Origin of the sequence: Caminicella sporogenes DSM 14501 (assembly GCF_900142285.1) — a bacterium.
In the GTDB taxonomy this organism is placed as follows: Bacteria; Bacillota; Clostridia; order Peptostreptococcales; family Caminicellaceae; genus Caminicella; species Caminicella sporogenes.
In genome coordinates, this window is sequence record NZ_FRAJ01000023.1 from 1 (window position 1) to 21,328 (window position 21,328).

20 protein-coding genes and 1 pseudogene are annotated in these 21,328 nt (G+C 28.0%); 3 read left to right on the plus strand and 18 right to left on the minus strand.

The window, feature by feature from the left end; genetic code table 11:
* From BUA90_RS10865 to yabG, 11 genes are all read right to left on the minus strand, one after another.
* The coding region (locus BUA90_RS10865; protein WP_465220312.1) for a transposase at positions 1 to 181 on the minus strand (181 nt) is incomplete at its 3' end.
* Positions 182 to 386: 205 nt separating this feature from the next.
* Positions 387 to 1,076, minus strand: a complete 690-nt coding sequence (locus BUA90_RS10870; protein WP_072968528.1) for a GntR family transcriptional regulator — start codon at positions 1,074 to 1,076, stop codon at positions 387 to 389.
* A gap of 1 nt (position 1,077) precedes the next feature.
* Positions 1,078 to 1,941, minus strand: a complete 864-nt coding sequence (ispE, locus tag BUA90_RS10875; protein WP_072968530.1) for a 4-(cytidine 5'-diphospho)-2-C-methyl-D-erythritol kinase — start codon at positions 1,939 to 1,941, stop codon at positions 1,078 to 1,080.
* A 241-nt stretch (positions 1,942 to 2,182) separates the two neighbouring features.
* Positions 2,183 to 3,757, minus strand: coding sequence for a DUF3794 and LysM peptidoglycan-binding domain-containing protein (locus BUA90_RS10880; protein WP_072968532.1), 1,575 nt, complete (start codon positions 3,755 to 3,757; stop codon positions 2,183 to 2,185).
* 131 nt (positions 3,758 to 3,888) lie between these two features.
* Entirely contained in the window at positions 3,889 to 4,818 is a 930-nt protein-coding gene (arcC, locus tag BUA90_RS10885; protein ID WP_072968534.1) for a carbamate kinase, read from the minus strand.
* A gap of 118 nt (positions 4,819 to 4,936) precedes the next feature.
* Positions 4,937 to 5,929, minus strand: a complete 993-nt coding sequence (gene argF, locus BUA90_RS10890; protein ID WP_072968536.1) for an ornithine carbamoyltransferase — start codon at positions 5,927 to 5,929, stop codon at positions 4,937 to 4,939.
* A gap of 135 nt (positions 5,930 to 6,064) precedes the next feature.
* Complete coding sequence (gene arcA, locus BUA90_RS10895) at positions 6,065 to 7,294, minus strand: arginine deiminase (RefSeq protein WP_072968538.1); 1,230 nt, start codon at positions 7,292 to 7,294, stop codon at positions 6,065 to 6,067.
* A gap of 396 nt (positions 7,295 to 7,690) precedes the next feature.
* Positions 7,691 to 7,957, minus strand: coding sequence for a Veg family protein (locus BUA90_RS10900; RefSeq protein ID WP_072968540.1), 267 nt, complete (start codon positions 7,955 to 7,957; stop codon positions 7,691 to 7,693).
* 135 nt (positions 7,958 to 8,092) lie between these two features.
* The gene (locus BUA90_RS10905) at positions 8,093 to 8,956 is read right to left on the minus strand and encodes a DUF7847 domain-containing protein (protein WP_072968542.1); all 864 of its coding nucleotides are present in this window, start codon (positions 8,954 to 8,956) and stop codon (positions 8,093 to 8,095) included.
* 168 nt (positions 8,957 to 9,124) lie between these two features.
* Positions 9,125 to 10,561, minus strand: a complete 1,437-nt coding sequence (spoIID, locus tag BUA90_RS10910) for a stage II sporulation protein D (protein WP_072968543.1) — start codon at positions 10,559 to 10,561, stop codon at positions 9,125 to 9,127.
* A gap of 97 nt (positions 10,562 to 10,658) precedes the next feature.
* Positions 10,659 to 11,537 (minus strand): sporulation peptidase YabG, encoded by an 879-nt coding sequence (yabG, locus tag BUA90_RS10915; RefSeq protein WP_330390738.1) that lies wholly within the window; start codon positions 11,535 to 11,537, stop codon positions 10,659 to 10,661.
* A gap of 210 nt (positions 11,538 to 11,747) precedes the next feature.
* Here yabG and BUA90_RS10920 point away from each other — a divergent pair, with 210 nt between their 5' ends.
* A complete protein-coding gene (locus tag BUA90_RS10920; protein WP_072968545.1) occupies positions 11,748 to 12,545 on the plus strand; it encodes a glycosyltransferase family A protein in 798 nt (265 codons plus the stop codon).
* 24 nt (positions 12,546 to 12,569) lie between these two features.
* Here the strand turns inward: BUA90_RS10920 and BUA90_RS10925 are convergent, their stop codons facing one another.
* A complete protein-coding gene (locus tag BUA90_RS10925; protein ID WP_072968547.1) occupies positions 12,570 to 13,556 on the minus strand; it encodes a CotS family spore coat protein in 987 nt (328 codons plus the stop codon).
* A gap of 238 nt (positions 13,557 to 13,794) precedes the next feature.
* On the opposite strand from BUA90_RS10925, the pseudogene BUA90_RS10930 reads away from it, so the two are divergent.
* Positions 13,795 to 13,974: pseudogene (locus tag BUA90_RS10930) on the plus strand (glutaredoxin family protein); the annotation flags it as partial.
* A gap of 128 nt (positions 13,975 to 14,102) precedes the next feature.
* On the plus strand, positions 14,103 to 14,252 hold the full coding sequence (locus tag BUA90_RS12435; protein WP_159430028.1) for a hypothetical protein: 150 nt from the start codon (positions 14,103 to 14,105) through the stop codon (positions 14,250 to 14,252).
* Between the two features lie 1,583 nt (positions 14,253 to 15,835).
* Here BUA90_RS12435 and BUA90_RS10935 read toward each other — a convergent pair.
* The 6 genes from BUA90_RS10935 to BUA90_RS10960 all read right to left on the minus strand — a co-directional run bounded on the left by BUA90_RS10935 (position 15,836) and on the right by BUA90_RS10960 (position 21,101).
* Positions 15,836 to 17,278, minus strand: coding sequence for a nucleoside recognition domain-containing protein (locus tag BUA90_RS10935; protein ID WP_330390739.1), 1,443 nt, complete (start codon positions 17,276 to 17,278; stop codon positions 15,836 to 15,838).
* Positions 17,229 to 18,011 (minus strand): FeoB small GTPase domain-containing protein, encoded by a 783-nt coding sequence (locus BUA90_RS12760; RefSeq protein WP_072968551.1) that lies wholly within the window; start codon positions 18,009 to 18,011, stop codon positions 17,229 to 17,231. The genes BUA90_RS10935 and BUA90_RS12760 overlap by 50 nt, the downstream gene beginning before the upstream one ends.
* A 128-nt stretch (positions 18,012 to 18,139) precedes the next feature.
* Positions 18,140 to 18,394: a FeoA family protein gene (locus BUA90_RS10945; RefSeq protein ID WP_242945090.1), complete on the minus strand. Its 255-nt coding sequence runs from the start codon at positions 18,392 to 18,394 to the stop codon at positions 18,140 to 18,142.
* 117 nt (positions 18,395 to 18,511) lie between these two features.
* Entirely contained in the window at positions 18,512 to 19,348 is an 837-nt protein-coding gene (locus tag BUA90_RS10950; RefSeq protein ID WP_072968562.1) for a metal ABC transporter permease, read from the minus strand.
* A 17-nt stretch (positions 19,349 to 19,365) separates the two neighbouring features.
* The gene (locus tag BUA90_RS10955; RefSeq protein WP_072968564.1) at positions 19,366 to 20,124 is read right to left on the minus strand and encodes a metal ABC transporter ATP-binding protein; all 759 of its coding nucleotides are present in this window, start codon (positions 20,122 to 20,124) and stop codon (positions 19,366 to 19,368) included.
* 107 nt (positions 20,125 to 20,231) lie between these two features.
* Positions 20,232 to 21,101: a TIM barrel protein gene (locus BUA90_RS10960; RefSeq protein ID WP_072968566.1), complete on the minus strand. Its 870-nt coding sequence runs from the start codon at positions 21,099 to 21,101 to the stop codon at positions 20,232 to 20,234.
* Positions 21,102 to 21,328: the final 227 nt, after the last annotated feature.

The following is a 21,328-nucleotide window of genomic DNA, read 5'->3' on the forward strand; positions in this document are numbered from 1 at the left end:
GGCGAATAGGGTCTTTGGCACCACGACCATGAGTTAGATTATAATTCTTTTCTACTTCCTCTATGACAAATGAAAAGTCTACTAGTTCTTTGATTTTGCGAAGTATGTGATCTTTTTGAATAAGTATATCATATAAGTCAGCATATTTGCTAATCATCATTTCTTGTTGCCTTTTTAGCATAATAAGTCTCTCCTTTATTTTTTCTATACTTATTATATTCGACATCTACTCCCTAATCTCCTTTTTGCCACTTAAAAAACCTTATCATAATTTCTTATGATAAGGTTTGACTTTTTCAGTGACCTCGATTTAATCCACTGTTTTAAATTCCTGTAAAATATATTTTATTTTTATCAGTTAATCATAAACTCAACAATCTGTTTTTTTACTGAGAAAGCTTATTTTTCTTCTTCCATGATAAAATAGATTCTTCAATCATTGCTATATGAGTTTGGGCATATTCTTGAGCTTTTTCACAATCTCTTTTTGAAATAGCTTCTACTATTGCTTGATGATACTTTAAAAGCTGTTCATGTTCACTATATTCATTAAAGTAAATTACTCTAAATCTTTGAAATTGCTCATGTAATCCTTGAACAATCTGCATTAACTTACTATTCTTTGAACCCTCTATTATTTTATCATGAAACTGTTTATCCAATTTTATCATCTCTTCTCTATCTTTACTTTCAATAGAATTTTCAAATTTCTCTAATATACCTTTGAGCTCTTCTATTTCTTCTTCACTCATCCGCTCTGCTGCAAGATAAGCTGCCAATCCTTCTAAAAACATTCTGACTTCTAAAACATCTAAAACGTCTTTAATTGATAAATCAGCTACATAAGCTCCTTTTCTCGGTATCATTTCTACTAATCCTTCTAATTCAAGTTTTCTTATAGCTTCTCTGATAGGAGTACGACTTACTCCTAACTGTTCTGCAAGCTGAAGCTCCATAAGCCTTTCACCCGGTTCTAATTCACCATTTAATATAGAATTTCTCAAGTATTCAAATACTACTTCCCTTAGTGGTTTATAATTCTGGAGTCCTAATTTTTTCGTTTTTGATTCCTTCATTTTACTGCCTCCCGTTATAAGAGCTAACCAAAAAAGTTTGTTTATATAATAATTTCAATTTCTCATAGGCAGACTTTGCTTTGTCATAATCTTTAAAAATTCCAAAAACACTCGGTCCGCTACCGCTCATTATACTACCTAAAGCCCCATATTGAAGCATTTTATTTTTTATAACCTTAACTACAGGATATTTTTTTTGAATACCTTCTTCAAACACATTACAAAGTTCTTTCGATACATCATAAATATTATTCTCTTTTAATGCTCTTAGTAATGCCTTCGTATTAGGTCTTCTCTTAATGTTTTTAAGATTTAAATTATTATATGCCTGTGCAGTTGATACACTTACACTAGGTTTAGAAAGCACTATCCACCCTTTTTTAAATCCTTTAATTGGAGTGAGTATTTCACCTATACCCTCAGCTAAAGCACATCCACCAAGTATGCAAAATGGCACATCTGCACCTATAAAAGCTCCCAAATTCATCATATCTTTTAAAGTAAGACCTAAGTCAAACATTTTATTAATTCCTTTAATAACTGCTGCTGCATCTGTACTACCACCTGCTAAACCTGCAGCTATGGGAATACTTTTTTTTATATAAATATATATTCCACTACTAATATTATACCTCTTTATCATTAAATCTGCAGCTTTATAAGCTATATTTGATTCATCTGTGGGTAAAAACCTAGAATTTGTTTTGAGTTTTATCCCTTTATCTATTTTTTTTAAATAAATTTCATCATAAAGTTCTATCTGCTGCATTATCATCTCTACATTATGGTATCCGTCATCTCTTTTATTTAATACATCTAATGACAAATTTATTTTAGCTCTTGCTTTTAATCTTAATTCATCCATTAATTATACCCCGCTTTTGATTACAAGTTCCAATTTGTAAGTTTCATGTTACATATTCCAAATTGCAAGTCTTTGAAGCTATCTTCTATTGTCTTTTTAATTCTAATTTTAACTCTAAATTCTAACTAATATTGATTTCGTATACTGAATACAAAATTCATAGTACACACTAATTATATTATAAACAAAAAATCCGTAGTAGACTACGGATTTTTTTAGTATTTTAAATAAAAGTATAAATTTACATCTTATACTCATATGTTTTCTGAATTATTATTTTATCTCCAGGCTTAACTGAATCACCATCTGATATATCATTTGCATGAAGTATTTCTTTTATTGTTGTGTTATATCTCTTTGCAATATTCCAAAGATTATCTCCTTCTTGAACAAAATATACTGTTATACTGGCATTGTTATCTTCTACTACTTCTTCTCCTAAATCTTCAATATTTGTTATTACTTCTACTTCACATTCTTCACTAGCTTCTGAATAAATATTGAGGTCAAATTTAACTTCTACTTGTTTAGAATTAATTGATGAAAAATCTACATTTTCTATACTTAGTCCGGCACTGGCCATCATATTTCCGTTAACACCCGGTATTTCTACATAATGCCTAAATGGTACTTCTGTACTGAATGCACGAATTTCCATATCTTCAGTATCAGCTATATATAATACATCTACATTTATAAATCCTTCTACTATATTCTTTTCATCAACTAACTTATAATCAGTAATCATAGGTTTTGCTTTTACAGTAAATATTTTGAAAACATTTGGATAATTTTCTGGTATATCTAAAATTTCTTTTACAACTGTATGTGAAGAATTTCTTCCAATATTTCTTAAGAATTTTATATTATTCTTTTCAATCTTAATACTTCTTGAAGGACAATATGCATCTAATATTACTTCTTCTTCATCCTTGTAATAAACTTTAGCATCTGTCTTTAAAACTACTTCTAAATAATATACTTTATTCTTTTCTTCTATATTTTTTTTGACTTCAACAAATACTTCATCAACGATTACATTTGCCATACACTCCATATCACTTAATGCTTTTGGCACTTCAACAAAATGATTAAATGGAATTTCTTGTTTTATCTCTTGGACAGGATTTCTTGGTTCTTCTGTTAAATATAGCATAGTTAATTTAATATTTCCCCCAACTATGACTTTTCCATCTGTTACCCTTACTTCATTAACAACTGCTATACCTTTAGTTTCTAATACTTCAGCTATTTCAGGAGTTTCTTCTGCCAATTCAAAAGTTTCTCTTAAAACTGTTTGAGCTAAGTTACTTCCAATTTTTCTATCGTATTTTAAATTTTCTTTTAATACTTGTATATTATCTAATCCTTCTATTTTTTTTAGTATACTTATATCTTCTGTTTTAAAAGTTTTGCCTGTCAAATTTAAAACGGCTTTAAGAGAAATTTTTCTCTCATTTGCTATGTTATAATCAATATGCTCTATTGTATAATCTATTTCCGGCTCCATTCCTCCATCTATTTCATCTATTTCAATATTTTGCGTAAAACTAGCCAAGGCTTTCATATTATGTACAGGCATTTGTGAATTTGCACCTGCATAAAGTATATTAAAGTTTACCACACCATCAATAACTATTTTCCCCTGAATGATTTCCTTATCTAAAATATTAATTTTTCCTTCAACGGATAGTACTTCTGAAATATCTGGCTTAGAATCAGGTACAACTGCATCTACTTCAACCATAGCTTGAACATTCTCCATTCCAACCATTCTATCTAATTTAATAATTTCTCTAACCACATTTGCGGACATTAGCCTTCATCCCCCTTACGATTTACTATAAAATTCCTAATATATTAATATTTTATGGACACAAAAATATACCAAAAAGTTTTATAATTGAATAATAAAAAAGAAGTGGAAATTTAATTTCCACTTCTTTTTTATTTTACTACTAATGTACCTGTCCTTCCTTCTATCCCATCTGCTGCCTTTTCAAGAGCAGTAATAAGTGCCTTTCTTCCTTCTTTAGACTGTGCAAATTTAATTGCAGCTTTTACCTTAGGAAGCATTGAACCCGGAGCAAAATGCCCTTCTTCAATATATTTCTGTGCTTGTTCAACAGTTAATTTATCTAATTCTTTTTGATTAGGTTTTCCAAAATTAATAGCAACTTTTTCTACAGCTGTTAAAATAATAAGATAATCAGCATCCAAAATTTCAGCTATTTTCTCACTTGCAAAATCTTTATCTATAACTGCTGGAACTCCTATCAATTTGTTACCTTCTTTTACTACGGGAACTCCTCCCCCACCTACTGTAATAACTATATGTCCACTTTCTACTAATGTTCTGACAATTTCTTTTTCTGCAACATCTATTGGAAGCGGTGATGGTACAACTCTTCTCCAACCTCTACCTGCATCTTCTTTTACTATATATCCCTTTTCTTTAGCTAACTTTTCAGCTTCTTCTTTTGAATAAAATGCACCTATCGGTTTTGTCGGATTTTCAAATGCCGGATCATTTTTATCTACTATGACTTGAGTAATCACAGTAGCTATTTCTTTATCTATATTTCTATTTAACAGTTCTTCTCTTATGGCATTTTGAAGGTGATAACCAATATATCCTTGACTCATAGCCCCACACTCTGGAAAAGGCATTTCAGGAGTTTTTGCTTCTGTTTTAGAAGCAATCTCCATTGCCAAATTTATCATACCTACTTGAGGACCATTTCCATGTGCTATTATAACTTCATTTCCCTTTTCTATTAAATCAACTATTGGTTTAGCTGTTTTCTTTACCAATTTCAATTGCTCTTTTGGTGTCTTTCCAAGTGCATTTCCTCCTAATGCAACTACAATCCTCATCTAAAAACCTCCTTTTAAGGTTGCAGGTAACAGATTTCAAATGACAAATTTAACTTTATATTTTTTAATATTTCAAATTACTATATTAAAATCTGTTACCTGCTAGCTGTTATTTATTTTATTTCCCAATTGTTGCAACCATAACAGCCTTTATTGTATGCATTCTATTTTCTGCTTCATCAAATACAACTGAATGTTTGCTTCTAAACACTTCATCTGTAACTTCCATTTCTTCTAATCCAAATTTCTCATATATGTCCCTGCCTATTGTTGTATTAATATCATGGAAAGATGGTAAGCAATGCATAAAAATTACATCTGGATTGCCTGTCTTTTTAATCATTTCCATATTTACTTGATATGGTTTTAAAAGTTTAATTCTTTCTTCAAACCTATCTTCTTCACCCATTGATACCCAAACATCTGTATAAATAGCATCTGCTCCTTTTACTCCTTCATCTATATTTTCTGTAAACTCTATTTTTGCTCCAGTTTCTTTAGCTACTTCTCTCATTTCATTTATTAATTCTTCAGTTGGAAATAACTCTTTTGGAGCTACCCCTACAAAATGCATACCCATTTTTGCAGCACCTATCATTAGTGAATTTCCCATATTATTTCTTGCATCTCCAACATACACAAGTTTTACTTTGTTGAATGGCTTATCTACATGCTCCATAATAGTCATAAAATCTGCTAATATCTGAGTAGGATGATACATATCAGTAAGTCCATTCCAAACTGGTACTCCTGCATGTTTAGCAATTTCCTCTACTGTCTCCTGCTTAAATCCTCTAAATTCAATACCATCATAATATCTTCCTAAAACTTTAGCTGTATCTTCAATTGACTCTTTTTTACCCATCTGACTGTTGCTTAAGAAGGTAACGTTTGCCCCTTCGTCATACGCTGCTACTTCAAAAGCACATCTAGTTCTTGTAGAAGTTTTTTCAAACAAAAGAACTATATTCTTTCCTTCAAGTAAGTTGCCTTTTACTCCTGCTCTCTTTTTTCTCTTAAGATCCATAGCTAAATCCAAAAGATATTTAATTTCCTGTGAAGTAAAATCCTTTAAAGTTAAAAAATGTCTTCCCTTCAAATTTACTGGCATACATATTCCTCCTTGTATTTATAGGTTTTAAATATCATAAATATCAAGTAACAAGTTAAAATCGTTATTCTAGGATTTTTAAAAACTATTATAAACTCATGCTATCTGTAAGACACCGCTTTATTTATATATTTTCTATATATTTTCTCTAACAAGCGGCATACTCATACATCTCGGACCTCCACGTCCACGTACTAATTCTGAACCTGCAATCTCTACAACTTCTATTCCATGTTTTCTAAGCGTATTATTTGTAACTTCATTTCTATCATAAGTTACAACTACTCCCGGAGCTATAGCCAATGTATTTGTACTATCATTCCACTGCTCTCTTGCGGCTGTTATATCATCTCCACCACCACTTTGAATTAATTGAATTGAAGGAAGTTTCAAAGCTTCCTTTAACGAATTTTTTAGTGTTCCCATAGGCCTTACCTTCGGATAATCCTTTGAATTTGGAGTCAATTCAAACACTTTGATTTTGTTCTCTATTCCCGGATAAATAGTAAATTTATCATAATCTATCATAGTAAACACCGTATCTAAATGCATATATACTCTTGTAAAGGGAATTTGAATCGCAAGTACCTTTTTTATTTTTTCATCTTTACTAAATAAATTGTTAGCTAAAATTTCAATTGCCCTTGCAGATGTTCTCTCACTACATCCAACAGCAATAACTTCATCACTTAAAACAAGTATGTCTCCACCTTCTATGCTATATGGACTCGTATAATCATACCACAAAGGACTAACCTCTTTTTTAAATAATGGATGATATTCGTAAATATATCTTAAAATCATAGTTTCTCTATCTCTAGCTGGAGTTTTCATCGAATTTACTAATAATCCATTTCCTATAACTGCACCGGGGTCTCTGGTAAAATATAAATTTGGAAGAGGATTGATATAAAATGGATATTCTTCTTTAATATAGTCGATTAAGCTCTTTTCTCTTTCAATCTCTGGAAAATCCTTTTTATGTAATCCTGCAATCAATATTTCTGCAATTTCTGCCTCACTCTTATTTAATATAAACTCTTTAATTATCTGTTCAAGATTTTCATTTCCTATGTTACAGATGTTTAAAACATCACTAATTAAACTTTTCTTTACTTCGTCATTTTTTAAAATTTCTTCTAAAAGTTCATTATAATAATATACTTCACACCCTCTTTGACGAAGAACATCTGCAAATTTATCATGCTCTTCACGCATTTTTCTAAGCCAAGGAATATCATCAAATAATAGTTCGTGCAAATATTGAGGAGTCAATCTTTCAAGTTCTCTGCCGGGTTTATGCAAAAGTACTGCTTTTAATTTTCCTATTTCTGACCTGACATTTAAAAAAGGTTCTATACTCATTATCCCCACTCCTTACATCTTACATCTTAGCACTTTACATTTTTTTCTATTTTATGCACCGCTAAGTTATTTATCATCAGTATACACTCTACTTCATTCCTTTGCAAGTCTTTGATTTTTAAAGGAATTTAAAATTCTTCCAATAAATGTATTTAAAATGAATATTCATTCGTTGAATAAAATGTAATATCTTGGAATAATGTTCAATAGATATTTTTTCCTTATACTGATATTTAAAAGCAAACTGAAAATTTTATTCAATCTAAATTTTCCAAAAGTTATGAATAAAAATTGGATATATTGCATAATAAATTTTTTGATTTTTTTATCTTTTTTATTTTTTCATGTATATTTTAAAAAGTCAAAAAATAATAAAATACCTGTTTACACAGGTATTTACGATGCTTGTATTTTTCTATCATTATTGCAAAGTGTTATTTCAACTGTTTCCGTCAATATATCTGAATAGCTATAAGATACTTTTCTCTCCGAACTAAGACCTCTATCGATTCTTACAACGAATATGCTTGGATATACTTCTTCTAATATACCTTCTTTTACGAAAACCTTCTTTCTTCCCTTATTAGTTTTAAGCAAAACTTTTTGACCTAAACAATTTTCTACCCTTTTTCTTAGTTGAGTTAAGGTTTCTCTAGTGGCCAAAAATATCACCTTCCTTCGCTTGTATACAGTATAATAGTATCATATTATGACTGCAAAGTCAAATTTTTGGCATAATATTATACATGCTTTTAATATCCATGTCAATATTTTATTAGTTTTTTTAAATTTCTCCATCTATTTCACACTATTTTCATCACAAAATATACTATCTCTTCTATCATGATATATTTCAAAAAATATCACATCAAAATAAAGTGTCAAAAATATCTTTATAATCGTAATAATTAAAAATACTCCTCCAAATATGCTCATAAGAGACATTGAATTCATATTAGCATAATGTTCGTTATGTGGGATTATTTTGTGCTTCATGTTAAATGAAAAATTAATAAAACCGTTATTATGTTTTTTATAAAATTTTCTATTACCTGTAAATATCGTCTTTAATAAAGTAATTAAAAATACTAAACCAAAATGCTTTTTTGCAAACGAAATGCTTAGTTTAAAAGCATCTATAACTCCACAATCTTCATAAACAAGTATTACTTTCCAAAAACTTATTAATATGCCATATATAATAATAGGAATACTAAATAGTATTGTAAGCATAATTATTGCTTCAAATTTCTTAATAAATAATATACCTGGTACAAAAATTATAACAAATATCAAAAATATAACTCCAAATATTGCAAGTCCACCTAAAAAAATTCTTCCAATATATTTTTTTGCACCTTCCCAAAAATAATCCATGTTAGTTTCTCCCATAATGACTGCTTGCTTTATCATATTATACTGACCAGCAGATATAAATAATTCGATTATAGGTATAGTCAAAATAACTAAACTAAAAATTATTAAAGACACTACACTGTTAAAATGAAAATTTGCAAAATTGATTTTATTAATATTGATTATAAATAATGCAATAAAAACAATCATCATCACTAAATCTATTAATGCAGGAACAAATAATATAGGTTTTTTAAAAATTAATTTAAAACTTTTCTTTAAATAATCCATAAAAGTATTATACATTGTATACCTCCTAATAATTAAATATATTTTTCTGCAAATTTTGCATTTATAATATATTCTATAAATAAAATTTAATACCTCTTTATACCAATTGATGTAATAAAATTGTAAGAAATTAAGAGAGGCTGTCTTTTCAATGACTTAAAAAATCATTGAAAAGACAGCCCTTTAATGATATTCATAATATTCTTTTATTCCTTCTGCTATAGCCTGTGCTGCTAAATCTATATAATAATTATCCATAAATTTTTTTTCTTCTTCTGGATTTGTAATATATGAAACTTCTAAATGAATTGCTGTTGTCGTTACTGTTCTAAGTAAATAAAAATCAGCTGTCTTTACTCCTTTGTTAATTGTTCCTATTTTTTCTGATAACTTTTCTATAATTAAACTTGAAAGTCCTTCTCCTTCCTTATCTCCTCTAAAATGATATATCTCTGTACCTGAAATACTTGAATTTCCAAAAGAATTCATGTGTATACTTAAAAAAAAGTCAGGTCTTATTTTATTTGATATTTTTGCTCTTTCATTAAGTGATACATAAGTATCTTCTTTTCTAGTTAAAATCACCTCTGCACCTATGTCTTTTAATATTTTAGAAAGTTTTAAAGCTATTTTAAGTACAACATCCTTTTCCATAAGTCCATTATTTCCTATGTTTCCCGTATTTTCTTCTCCACCATGTCCTGGGTCTATGACAATAACTTTGTTACTTAATGGTTTATCTTTGTTTTTCTTTTCATACTTCTTAATATCTACTCCTGTATAATAATACTCTATTATTTCTCTCACACTTTTTCCCTTTTTTGCCATTTCATTTGCACCATACTGACATAGCCCTAACCCATGACCTTTTCCTCTAGTAACAAATCTAAATACAACAGGGTTCCACCCAAATCTAGTTGAATCAAGCCCTAACTGCTTTATTATTTCAGTTCCCTTAAATATTTTGTCTCCTATTTTTATTTTTACAACTCTTCCACTTTCGTCTCTTTCTATTTCTTCAATTATTCCGTTTATATCTGGTCCGTAAATAGGAGATATTTTATCTATTTTAACTCCCAATTTTTCTTCTATTTCTCTAATAGTAAGTTCTCTTTTATTATTCCAATATAATGACTGCTTACAATTTTCACATAAAACTTTTCTTAAATATATTATTTTATGGTTTTCTACATTTTCAGCATTTTCAGTTGCTCCTCCACATACTTCATGAAATTTTGGGTCTATTACTTTATTATTAAATGTTATTATTAATTCTTTTGTATCTTCCTCTGCTTTTAAAAGTTTATTCCAATTTTTTTCAAAATCATTTCCCCATTTACTCTTTAAACTTTCTATATCAAGATACTGTATACAGTGCCCATCAAGACATATATCTGCATCTTTATATTTTTCACATCCATTTCCTCCAAAAAGTTTTGCTTTTCTAATTATCATAGTTCTAGCAATTATTGATTGTACTTTTAAAACTTCAAATTCATAATCTATATCTATTTGAGCCGCTACTATGTTAGGTATTAATTTATTTATAGATATTTTAGTTATATTTTTTAACTTATTGTCATATACTTTTATTAATACATCTTCATTACTGTCATTCAAACTTCTAACCCCCTTTAAACTTCAGCTTCTGCTAATAACTCTGTATAATAATATTAACTTCTTAAAATTTTCTTTTAAAATTACTATAACAACTCATCTATTGATATGGAGACTTTGGCAATCCCTTTCTATATTTCCCTCTAGTTTGAAGTCCTCCAATTCCTTTTATTCCAGTAATAGTATTTTCAAGTACTTCTTCTATAGAAACAAATCTATCTACGCTTGTATAAGCAATTTTTTCACTAATAAATACAGGGTCTAGACAATGTATAAGTATCCTGTGTGGTGAACTTGCATAGTTTGCACCTGCCTGTATAATTGCTTCAAAAAGAGATTGACAAGCTCCTGCAAATATTACAAGTTCATCCATACTAGGTTCATATTTGCGTGCTTCTTTTACTGACTCTACAAAATAACATGAATTTCTATAATTCTTTATATTTCTAAAATCCTTTGAATTTTTTAAAAGACTGTCATGACCTGTTAAAACTAATATGTCTGGATTATATTCTCTAAGTAGTTTAGTAATTACTTTAGGCTGTTCTTTTTCTGGTATTATTAACCCTACAGCTTCTACTTCTAATTGCTTATATATTTTAAGACATATGTCTAAATATTCTCCATCTCCATCTATATGAAGAACTTTTCCCGGTTTTCCAAAATGAACATCTTCTCTTGAATAATTAGGTGTACTTCTAACATAACTACTTATTTTTTGAGCCTTTCTTTCTTTTAAAATATTTTTTATTATTCTATTTACTTTTTTATTAAAATCTTTACTAAATCTATCTATTTCATTGTACGGTATCTTTTTAATATCGCTTTCAGGAGAGTCAGCTACAAGCCTTAAATATAATCCTTTTAAAACTACTGTTTTTTTACTGTTTGGACCTTCAACAATATCTGTAACTTTAAACAAAACATCATAGTTATATGATTTTCTAGCAACTATATCTCCTATTTTCAAATCAGCCATTTGTATCCTCCTAAAATATAGATTTCAAAAATGATTAAAAATCTAAAAACTTTCAATCCCCATTAACTCTAAATTTTAAATTGATAAAAGGTCATTATAAATCATAAAATTTATATATACTATGTACTATATAGTATGTTTTTACAAAGTTATGAGTGCATAGTAACATATAAAATATTAGATGAGTAAAATAGTTTATGAGGTGATAAATTGATTTATACTATAGTTCCGGTTAGAAATGAAGAAAATAGCATAGAAAGTACTTTAAAAATGCTCCTTAAAACAAAAACTGATAAAGTCTTAATTCTCTTAAATGGTTCTACAGATAATACTCTTAATAAGCTTTCAAAAATATGCAGTGATAAAATAGAACTTATATGTTTTAATAAGCCTCTTGGTCTTGATGTCCCCAGAGCTATAGGTGCATATTTTGCCTATAAGGAAAAAGCCTCTGCTTTTATATTTGTAGATGGTGATATGAAGGGAGATATATCTTCAAATATTAATGATATAATCATAGATATATCTAAAAATAAAGTCGATATGGCTCTTACAAACTGTTATCCTCATTTATATAGAAATAATAATTTATCTAAGGTTCTTTTAGCTTTTAGAAAACAATTTAATATTGAATTAGGTATCTTTAATAAAATAGGTTATGCAATTCCAAGTCATGGCCCACATGGAATATCAAAAAAACTTTTAGAAACTGTAGGTTTTAAAAGTATAGCTGTTCCGCCTATATCCTTAGCTCTTGCTGTAAAGAACGGATTAAATATAAAAATCTCTACTGAAATACCAAATTATAAATTAGGCTCTAACATTAAAGATGAATTTCATGCAAAACAAATTGCTAAAACAATTATAGGAGATTGTATTGAAGCTCTCAGTATTTATAGAGATGAAAAAGCTAGAAGGGGTTTTAATGATACTGTTTTCTTAGGATATCACAAAAATAGAAGATTTGACATTTTAGAATTTATTATAAATGCAGAATTAAAAAATTAAATTTTATATTGTCTATCAAATTTTTTATATAAATTCTTTGTAATATTTTTCTAAAAACTTATTTTGTAAATCTATGTTCTTAACTGCTCTTTTAAAATTTATATAATAATATAAATCACATGAAATATATTTTTCATAATAATAACAATTAGCTAGTCTCCAAAACTCATATGGAAACTGAAATATACATGCCATTATTTTAAGCTCATCTTTACTAATCAAACGTACATCATTATACCACTCTAATATTTTAAGTGCCCTATCAAAATCCCAATTAAACCTTATAATATTACTCATTATAAAAGATGCTAAATCAAAGCATCTAAGTTCAAACTTACAGTAATCAAAATTTATAATATTACATATATGATTATTATCTATAATGACATTATTAAAATTATAATTATTATGGCATAAAAAATTATATTTTCCCTCATTTTCAACAACTTCAAAGTATTTATTTTTTTGAAGTTGTTTTGCACATTCCATTGACATATTATATATTCTTTCAACATTTTCTAAAAATAATTTATCTATATAGGTTTTATTTGTTTTCATGTTTATTAAATTTTTTATATAAATAAAATCATCACATCTGTCTAAAAATATTTTAGGCCATTTTCCCAAATTAGAATTTTCCTGAAATTCTTTTCCCTCAGTATATCCCTTTGAAGCATTGTGAAATCTTCCTAATGTCCTAGAAGCTTTTTTTATTTCTATATCATTAAAATAACTACATTTTTTTCCATTTATCAATTTTATCATTACATATATATCATCTTTATATTTTACATATGGCTTTCCTTTACTTAAAAAATACCTATCTGTATAAGGAAAACCTCGTCTTGCTAAATATTCCTTTACTCCATGTAAAAAAAGAATTCTAGATTCAGTAAGATTTATTTTTTTTAAAATAAAATTTCCTTCATCTGTATCAACTAATATCCCAAAGTTTAAAAAAGTATATTTTTTTATTTTGAGCCCAAATCTCTTAATTACTTTATCAACCATATTAACCTTCTCACCTCCTATGTTATTAATAATATGTCTTTAAATTATCTATGGTTCAAAATGTATATGAAGAATTTTTATAATTTGCACAAAACGTAATAGTTTTGCATTATATATTTGTCTATAATTTTAAAAAAGTTTTTTAGCTTATCTTTTTTAGGGTAATAATAACTCTAAGGAGGTGAATCTAATGAGAAAGGTGGTTATTTTTACAAGTAATACTTGACCACATTGCCATACTGCAAAAGAGTATCTTTTGCAAAAGGGAATAAATTTTGAAGAACGAAATATCAATGAAGACCCTGATGCTAGAAGAGAACTGATTAAAAGAAGAATAATGGGTGTTCCTACAATATTCGTTGATGATGAAATAATAGTTGGCTTTGATAAAAAAAGACTTGAACAATTATTACAATAAATATAATCCCCTGTTTTTAAAACAGGGGATTTTTTATATAATTTGAACTTGTCACAATTTTATCACCTCAAAAATAATATAGTATTAAGCCAAAGAGCTTAATTTCTATATTAAGGAGGTTATTTTATATGGATTGCTATAGAAACGATTTTAGCCGTTGGCTTCCTTGGATAGTAATCTTTTTCTGCTGCTGCGACTTTGATGATATATTTGATGACTGGGAAGATTGGATTCCTTGGTTAATAGTTCTTTTCTGCTGCTGTAACAGACATTATTAAATTTTCCACCATACCCATATAAATATCTAAATACAATTTAAACTGTAACAATTTGTACATTTGTAAATATTATGATAGTGACCAACAGTTTTAATTTTCACCCAAGGAGGTGACGTAATGGGTAGATGTGGTGGTGGATTTTTCGATGACGACAATTTTATTTTCTTTATTATTATAGCTTTTTTGTTCCTATGTTTATGTAATGATTGGTAATATGGAAATTCTAGCTGGGCTCAGTCCCAGCTTTTATTTTTTTATTAATCACCGCTTTATATTCTACTGAATAATATAGTAGTGAGAAGTATATCTGGACTTACTCCAAGGAGGTGTAAAAATGGCGTCATATACTAAAAAAGACGCTTTTATACTATTTTTAATCTTAATACTACTTATTCTAGGTGCTGAAGATTAAATTATTTTATTGTCACAGTATATTCCAATTTGAATATTATATTACTAACTAAGGCATAAAAATTGTGCCTGTATATTATACAAGGAGGTATATATATGTCACTATTTAACGGTTTCTTTGATGATGATTGTATTGCGTTTTTACTCTTTCTAATATTAATTCTTCTAGTTCTAGGTACTTGTTGTGATCACTGCTAATTTTAAAGCTTTTATATTTTAAAACAAAAAAATAATACATATGCTGGGATAATATCCCAGCATATGTAAATATCTTCACTTGTTATACTACAGCTTCTCTCAAAATGCCATCTTAAGGAGGTGACAGTATGGGATTTTGTAACAGCAATTTCTTTGATGATGATTGCATGGCATTTCTATTATTCTTAATATTGATTCTTCTAGTTCTAGGTACTTGCTGTGATTAGTAATTTATATCAAATAAATCATTTTTTTAAAAGGAGGTTTAAATATGAGTTGTGGTCATAATGACTGCTGTATGGCATTTCTACTATTTTTAATTCTCATTTTGTTAGTTCTTTCCACTAATTGTGATTAATAGCAGCTTTTAAAAACTGCGTATTGTATTATAGATAGAACATTCCTTTCTCTTAAAGGAGGTGTATATATGGGATTATTTAATGGTGGTTTCTTTGATGACGATTGTATTGCGTTTTTACTCTTTTTAATATTAATTCTTTTAGTTCTAGGTACTTGTTGTGATTAGGAATTAATTTCTTTTTAAGCTGGAGTATGCCTCCAGCTTTATATTATATTTATATTTATTTTTCTAAAAAATATTACTAGTTCATATATATTTTTTACAGAATTTACAATTGTTTTACATTAATATTACAATGACAATTTTTATAAACTTCCATGTTATAATTTATTTAAGTAAATCATTTGGGATGGTGATATTACATGGAAGTTTTATTTATCATTATGAGCATAATCATTTATATACTACTTGACAAAGGGGAAAATCAGTCAGAATTTAAAAATAAAAGCATTTAAAATTTGGAATAAAACGTAGAGTCCAATAAATAAGAAAAATGACGATATTTTAAAATCTTTTAAAAATATAAAGAAAAAAGCGTCTTTGACACTTTTTCATTTCAATATTTATTTCTACTGTAAATTATCACTAAATTTATAGTAAATAGTTTTATAACTTAAACAAGTCCTAAGAACATAACTGTTTTAGTTACAATAAAACATACTGCTATAGCAGTAAAAGTAGGTATTAATACTGCTAATATAGACCATTTTATACTACCAGTTTCTTTTTTTATAGTCCATAAAGTAGTTCCACATGGAAAATGAAGTAGCGAAAATAACATGACATTTAATGCAGTTAACCAATTCCATCCATTTTCAATAAAAAGTTTTTTCATTTCTGTAAGACTATCAAGTTCAAGCATTGCTCCCTGAGACATATAACTCATTATAATAATTGGAATTACTATTTCATTTGCTGGCAGTCCAACTATAAAAGCCATCAATATAAATCCATCTAATCCTATTTCTCTAGCAAAAGGATCTATAAATGCAGCTATATGATTTAAAATATTTATATTTCCTATTTTTATATTTGCTAAAATCCAAATAATTAATCCTGCCGGTGCTGCTACAACTACCGCACGAGATAATACAAATATAGTTCTATCAATAAATGAAGTATATATAATCCTTCCTATTTGAGGTTTTCTATAAGGTGGCAGTTCTAGAGTAAAAGAAGATGGTATACCCTTTAAAATAGTCTTCGTCAAAATTTTTGAGATAACAAGCGTTATTGCTATTCCAAATACTACAAGTAGGCTTACAAATAATGCAGCCAATATACTGCTAAATTTACTAGCTACATTTTTACCAATAAAAATAGTTGCTAATGCTATAAGTGTTGGAAATCTACCATTACAGGGAACAAAATTATTAGTAAGTATTGCTATTAATCGTTCTCTTGGAGATTCTATTATTCTACAAGCAGTAACTCCTGCTGCATTACAACCAAAACCCATACACATAGTAAGTGCCTGCTTTCCATGTGCTCCTGCTTTTTTAAATAATTTATCAAGATTAAAAGCTACTCTCGGTAAGTATCCTAAATCTTCTAATAGAGTAAATAACGGAAAAAATATTGCCATAGGAGGCAGCATTACTGATACTACCCATGCAAGAGTTCTATACATTCCTAAAATCAAAATATCATGTAGCCAATTTGGAACTTTTACAGCTATAAAAAAAATTGATAATCTTTCTTCTATTCCAAATAATAATTTAGCTAAAATAGTTGATGGATAGTTTGCTCCTACAATAGTAATCCAAAATACTATTCCAAGCATTAATAACATTATTGGAAATCCAAAAATTTTTGATGTAAGTAAATCATCTACTTTTTTATCAAACTCTAATCTATTTTGATTTTTTTGTATTACAACTTTCTTTGCAATTGCTTTTGCATTTGAATATATATCTTTTATTATACTATCACTCAATCTACTATCTTGCATATTTTCTGCAATTTGAAAAATTTGCAATAGCTTTTCATATTCACCCACCTTTTGATTAATCATGTATATCCCTACTTCCCACAATCTCAATTGTCTTTTTTCCATAAATATACTCATTAATAGAATTTAAAATACTTTTATCTCCATCTATAATCCTTAACGCAACCCATCTTGAACTAAGTTTACCTTTTAAAATTTCATCTATTTTAGGTGCAATTTTTTCAACAGCTTTTTCTATATCCGGTGAATATATAACTTTCTTTGGATTAGGTATTTCTATTCCTAAAGCTACATTGTAAACTCGTTCCATGAGATTATTAAGCCCCTTACCTTCTCTTGCAACCGTAGCCACAACAGGAACTCCTAATTCCTTTTCCAAATACTTTATATCTATAAAAATTCCCTTTCTTTCTGCTTCATCAATTAAATTTATGCATAATATAACATTATCTGTAAGTTCCATAACTTGCAGCACCAAATTCAAATTTCTTTCAAGACATGTTGCATCAGCAACTACTATAGTTGCATCTGGTTTTCCAAAGCATATGAAATCTCTTGCAACTTCTTCTTCAACAGAATTAGCTAATAAAGAATATGTTCCCGGTAAATCCATCAATACAAATTTTTTATTCTTAAAATAAAAATGGCCTCTTGTATTTACTACTGTTTTACCCGGCCAATTTCCTGTATGCTGCTTTAATCCTGTCAGTGCATTAAAAACTGTACTTTTCCCTACATTAGGATTTCCTGCCAATGCAATCACAAATTCATCATTGCACTTTATATTAAACCTTTTCTTCAATCCTCTTCTGCCACAGGACTGACAAGTAAGCCCCATATTTACCCCCCCTATTAAGTTCAAAATTTCATATTGCAAGTTACAAATCTTCAGGTCAATCTTTTAAAGTCTTTAAAAAACTTTAATTCCCTAATTTTTAACTGTCTTTTATAACTCTTAACTGATTTTTAATCTAAAATTTCTACCTCTATTTGCTCAGCTTCTTCTTCTCTTAAAGCAATTTGTGCTCCTTGTATTTTATATGCTATAGGGTCTCCTAGAGGACTTTTTCTCACTACTTCAACTATTCCATCTGGAATAAAACCTAAATCCATCATTCTACGTCTTAAAAGACCATTAGAATGTAAAGTTACAACTTTAACTTTAGAACCAACAGATACTTCTGAAAGTAGTATTTTATCTTCTTTATTGTATTTTTTCAAAACACATCGTCCTTTCATAAAAATTAGCCAAAGCTGACAATTAATTTTTCATAATTATAATATGAATTTTTTTTTACTTTGTTACAAAAAAATTCCTTATACCACTTAGGTATAAGGTTAACTATATCCATTTTCAACTTTTCTTTTTAAACGATTTTTATTAATTTTTTTAATAAATAAAACTAATAAAAGTATCAGTACCGAAATAATTACAATTGTACCTCCCGAAGCTAATTCTAAATAAAAAGAAATAATAATTCCTGATATTACGGAAATTTCCGCAAATACAATAGAATAAAAAATTACATGTTTAAAACTCTTAGCAATCTGAAGACTCGTTGCAACTGGTATTATCATTAGAGATGATACTAAAAGTATCCCAACTATTCTCATCGATAATGTAATCGTAGATGCTACTAAAACTATAAAAAGTAAATTTATATAATTCACAGGTACTCCTGCTAATTTTGCTGATATCTCATCAAATGATATATAAAATAATTCTTTATACAAAAACTTTACAATTAAAATAATAAATAACCCTAAAACAAGTATAACCCATATATCTGCAGGCATTACTGCAGTTATACTTCCAAATAAATATCCAAACAAATCAACATTTAAAGATTTTGAAAGACTTATTAAAACTACTGCTAGTCCAATACCTGCTGATAGTATTATAGCTATTGATAATTCAACATATTCTCTATAATTTTTTCTCAGTTTTTCAATTCCTAAAGCTGCAAAAATTGAAAATATTAAAGCCATCGTCAATGGATATACTCCCGTCAATATACCTGCTGCCACACCTGATAATGCAATATGTGAAAGACTATCTCCTATTAATGACATTCTCCTAAGTACAATAAATATACCTATCAACGGACATAAAATTCCAACAACAACTCCAGCTAATAATGCTCTTTGCATAAATCCATATTGCAGTATTTCCATAATTGTTCAGACTCCTTCTAATGGTTATGATGATGTATTAACAATTTCATCTTTTCTCCATAAAATCTAGACAAAACATCTTTAAATGGTACATTACAACAGCTGTTGTGAACTATTAATTTACCACTACCCATGCAGGCTACTCTACTGACCTTTTCTGTAATAACTCCAATATCATGAGAAATCATAACTATTGTAATTTTCATTTCTTTATTAAGTCTTTCCAAAAGGTCATAAAATTCTAATTGAGAATTTATATCTATCCCAACAGTAGGTTCATCTAAAAAAATTATTTCTGGCTCACTTACTAAGGTTCTTGCAATAAATACTTTTTGCTGCTGTCCACCAGATAAATTTCCTATAAGTCGTTTTCCAAACTTATCCATTCCAACAATCTTTAAAACATCATAAACTTTTTCCATATGGACTTTTTTTATAGATTTAAAAAGCCCTATCTTAGGATATAAATTTACTGAAACTACTTCTTCAACAGTTGCCGGAAAACTAGAATTAAATGAAGATGTAGCTTTTTGAGCAACATACCCTACCCTTCCCCAATCTTTAAATTTTTCTATATCTTGTCCAAAAAGTTTTATTTTTCCCTTTTGCGGTTTTAAAAGACCAAGTATTAGTTTAATTAAAGTACTTTTAGCTGCTCCATTAGGTCCTACTATGCCTAAATAATCACCTTTAAAAACGTCTAAATTAATATTTTCCAATATTAATTTTTCATCATATCCAAAATATAAATCTTTTACTGTAACTATTTTTTCCATTTCCATTCTCTCCATTCAATTATTAATTACTATTAGTTACAAGTTCTAACTTGCAAATTTTAGAGTTATTCTTTTATGGTCTTTTAAATTTTTAATCCTCATTTCATCTATACAGTAAAAAATTTTTTTATACTATTTATTCCTTTAATCAAATAATCTATCCCCTTATATTTTATAGAAGGTTCTATTATTACTGGCTTATTTTCTTTTGCAATAATTTCTACTACTTTTTTGGTGTCAAATGCCCAACCATTCTTTTTTAATTGTTCTAAATGTGGAGCTATATGATGATATTTTTGATAAGATTTTGATTGGCTATATACTCCATCTCCTATAACAGTCCAAATGTGAAAGGCATCTGAACTACTTGCTAAAGCCTTTAAAGCCTTTGTAAAATCAAAATTATTCATTAAAGATGCAAAATATAAATGGCCTGTATCCAGTAGTATTCCAAGATTTTTATAATTTTTTATTGTATTTATCCAATCATTATAATCAAAAAAGTTTTTATTTGAACCAAAATATTCAAGATTTATTTTTACCTTGTACTTTTCTGCAATAGTATTTAATTGATTTAAAGAATATTTTAAAGTATCATTAAATTTTTTAGTATTACTCCATTTTGCAGATATTCCGGGAAAATGTAAAACATAATAATCTGCTGAATACTTCTTTAAATTTTGTAAATTATGTTCTAATAATTTAAAAGAAATTTCCCTTTTCTTTTCATCTTCATCAATAAAAAAAGCTGAAAAATAATCATATGGATACCAGTCTTCAATGTATACTGGAAGATGTATACTATATGGTATTTTAAGAATTTCAGCATCATTTACGTTTTCTATGAACTTTCTCAATTTATCTTTATATTCTTTTTCTTTGCCGAGCGAAATTTCCACTCTGCCAAGCCCAAGAGCAATAGCTTCTTTTATAGATATATTAACTACATTTACTCCTAAATTAATTAACCTTTCCAATTTACTACTCCTTTTATTTTAAAATTCATATTTTTCATTTCGAAAATTATATAATCTAACAATATTATATTATTATAATTTACCACTTGAAACAAATATAATGTATTAAATTTTAAAATTATATGTTCAAAGTAAAAGACAGCCCCTGTTAATATTATATAAGAGCTGCCTTTTACTCGGAATTTAATTTATTCATATTTTGGTGGTCTCACCCTCCTTCTATTAAA

Excerpts from the sequence above, each read along its gene's own strand:
- BUA90_RS10905 (WP_072968542.1), bottom strand. The coding sequence starts at position 8,956 with ATGTATAATACTTTTATGGATTATTTAAAGAAAAGTTTTAAATTAATT.
- arcA (WP_072968538.1), bottom strand. The coding sequence starts at position 7,294 with ATGAGTATAGAACCTTTTTTAAATGTCAGGTCAGAAATAGGAAAATTA.
- BUA90_RS12760 (WP_072968551.1), bottom strand. The coding sequence starts at position 18,011 with ATGGGGCTTACTTGTCAGTCCTGTGGCAGAAGAGGATTGAAGAAAAGG.
- BUA90_RS10955 (WP_072968564.1), bottom strand. The coding sequence starts at position 20,124 with ATGGAAAAAATAGTTACAGTAAAAGATTTATATTTTGGATATGATGAA.
- yabG (WP_330390738.1), bottom strand. The coding sequence starts at position 11,537 with ATGGCTGATTTGAAAATAGGAGATATAGTTGCTAGAAAATCATATAAC.
- BUA90_RS10950 (WP_072968562.1), bottom strand. The coding sequence starts at position 19,348 with ATGGAAATACTGCAATATGGATTTATGCAAAGAGCATTATTAGCTGGA.
- arcC (WP_072968534.1), bottom strand. The coding sequence starts at position 4,818 with ATGAGGATTGTAGTTGCATTAGGAGGAAATGCACTTGGAAAGACACCA.
- ispE (WP_072968530.1), bottom strand. The coding sequence starts at position 1,941 with ATGGATGAATTAAGATTAAAAGCAAGAGCTAAAATAAATTTGTCATTA.
- argF (WP_072968536.1), bottom strand. The coding sequence starts at position 5,929 with ATGCCAGTAAATTTGAAGGGAAGACATTTTTTAACTTTAAAGGATTTT.
- BUA90_RS12435 (WP_159430028.1), top strand. The coding sequence starts at position 14,103 with ATGGATTGCTATAGAAACGATTTTAGCCGTTGGCTTCCTTGGATAGTA.
- BUA90_RS10870 (WP_072968528.1), bottom strand. The coding sequence starts at position 1,076 with ATGAAGGAATCAAAAACGAAAAAATTAGGACTCCAGAATTATAAACCA.
- BUA90_RS10935 (WP_330390739.1), bottom strand. The coding sequence starts at position 17,278 with ATGGAAAAAAGACAATTGAGATTGTGGGAAGTAGGGATATACATGATT.
- BUA90_RS10925 (WP_072968547.1), bottom strand. The coding sequence starts at position 13,556 with ATGGTTGATAAAGTAATTAAGAGATTTGGGCTCAAAATAAAAAAATAT.
- BUA90_RS10880 (WP_072968532.1), bottom strand. The coding sequence starts at position 3,757 with ATGTCCGCAAATGTGGTTAGAGAAATTATTAAATTAGATAGAATGGTT.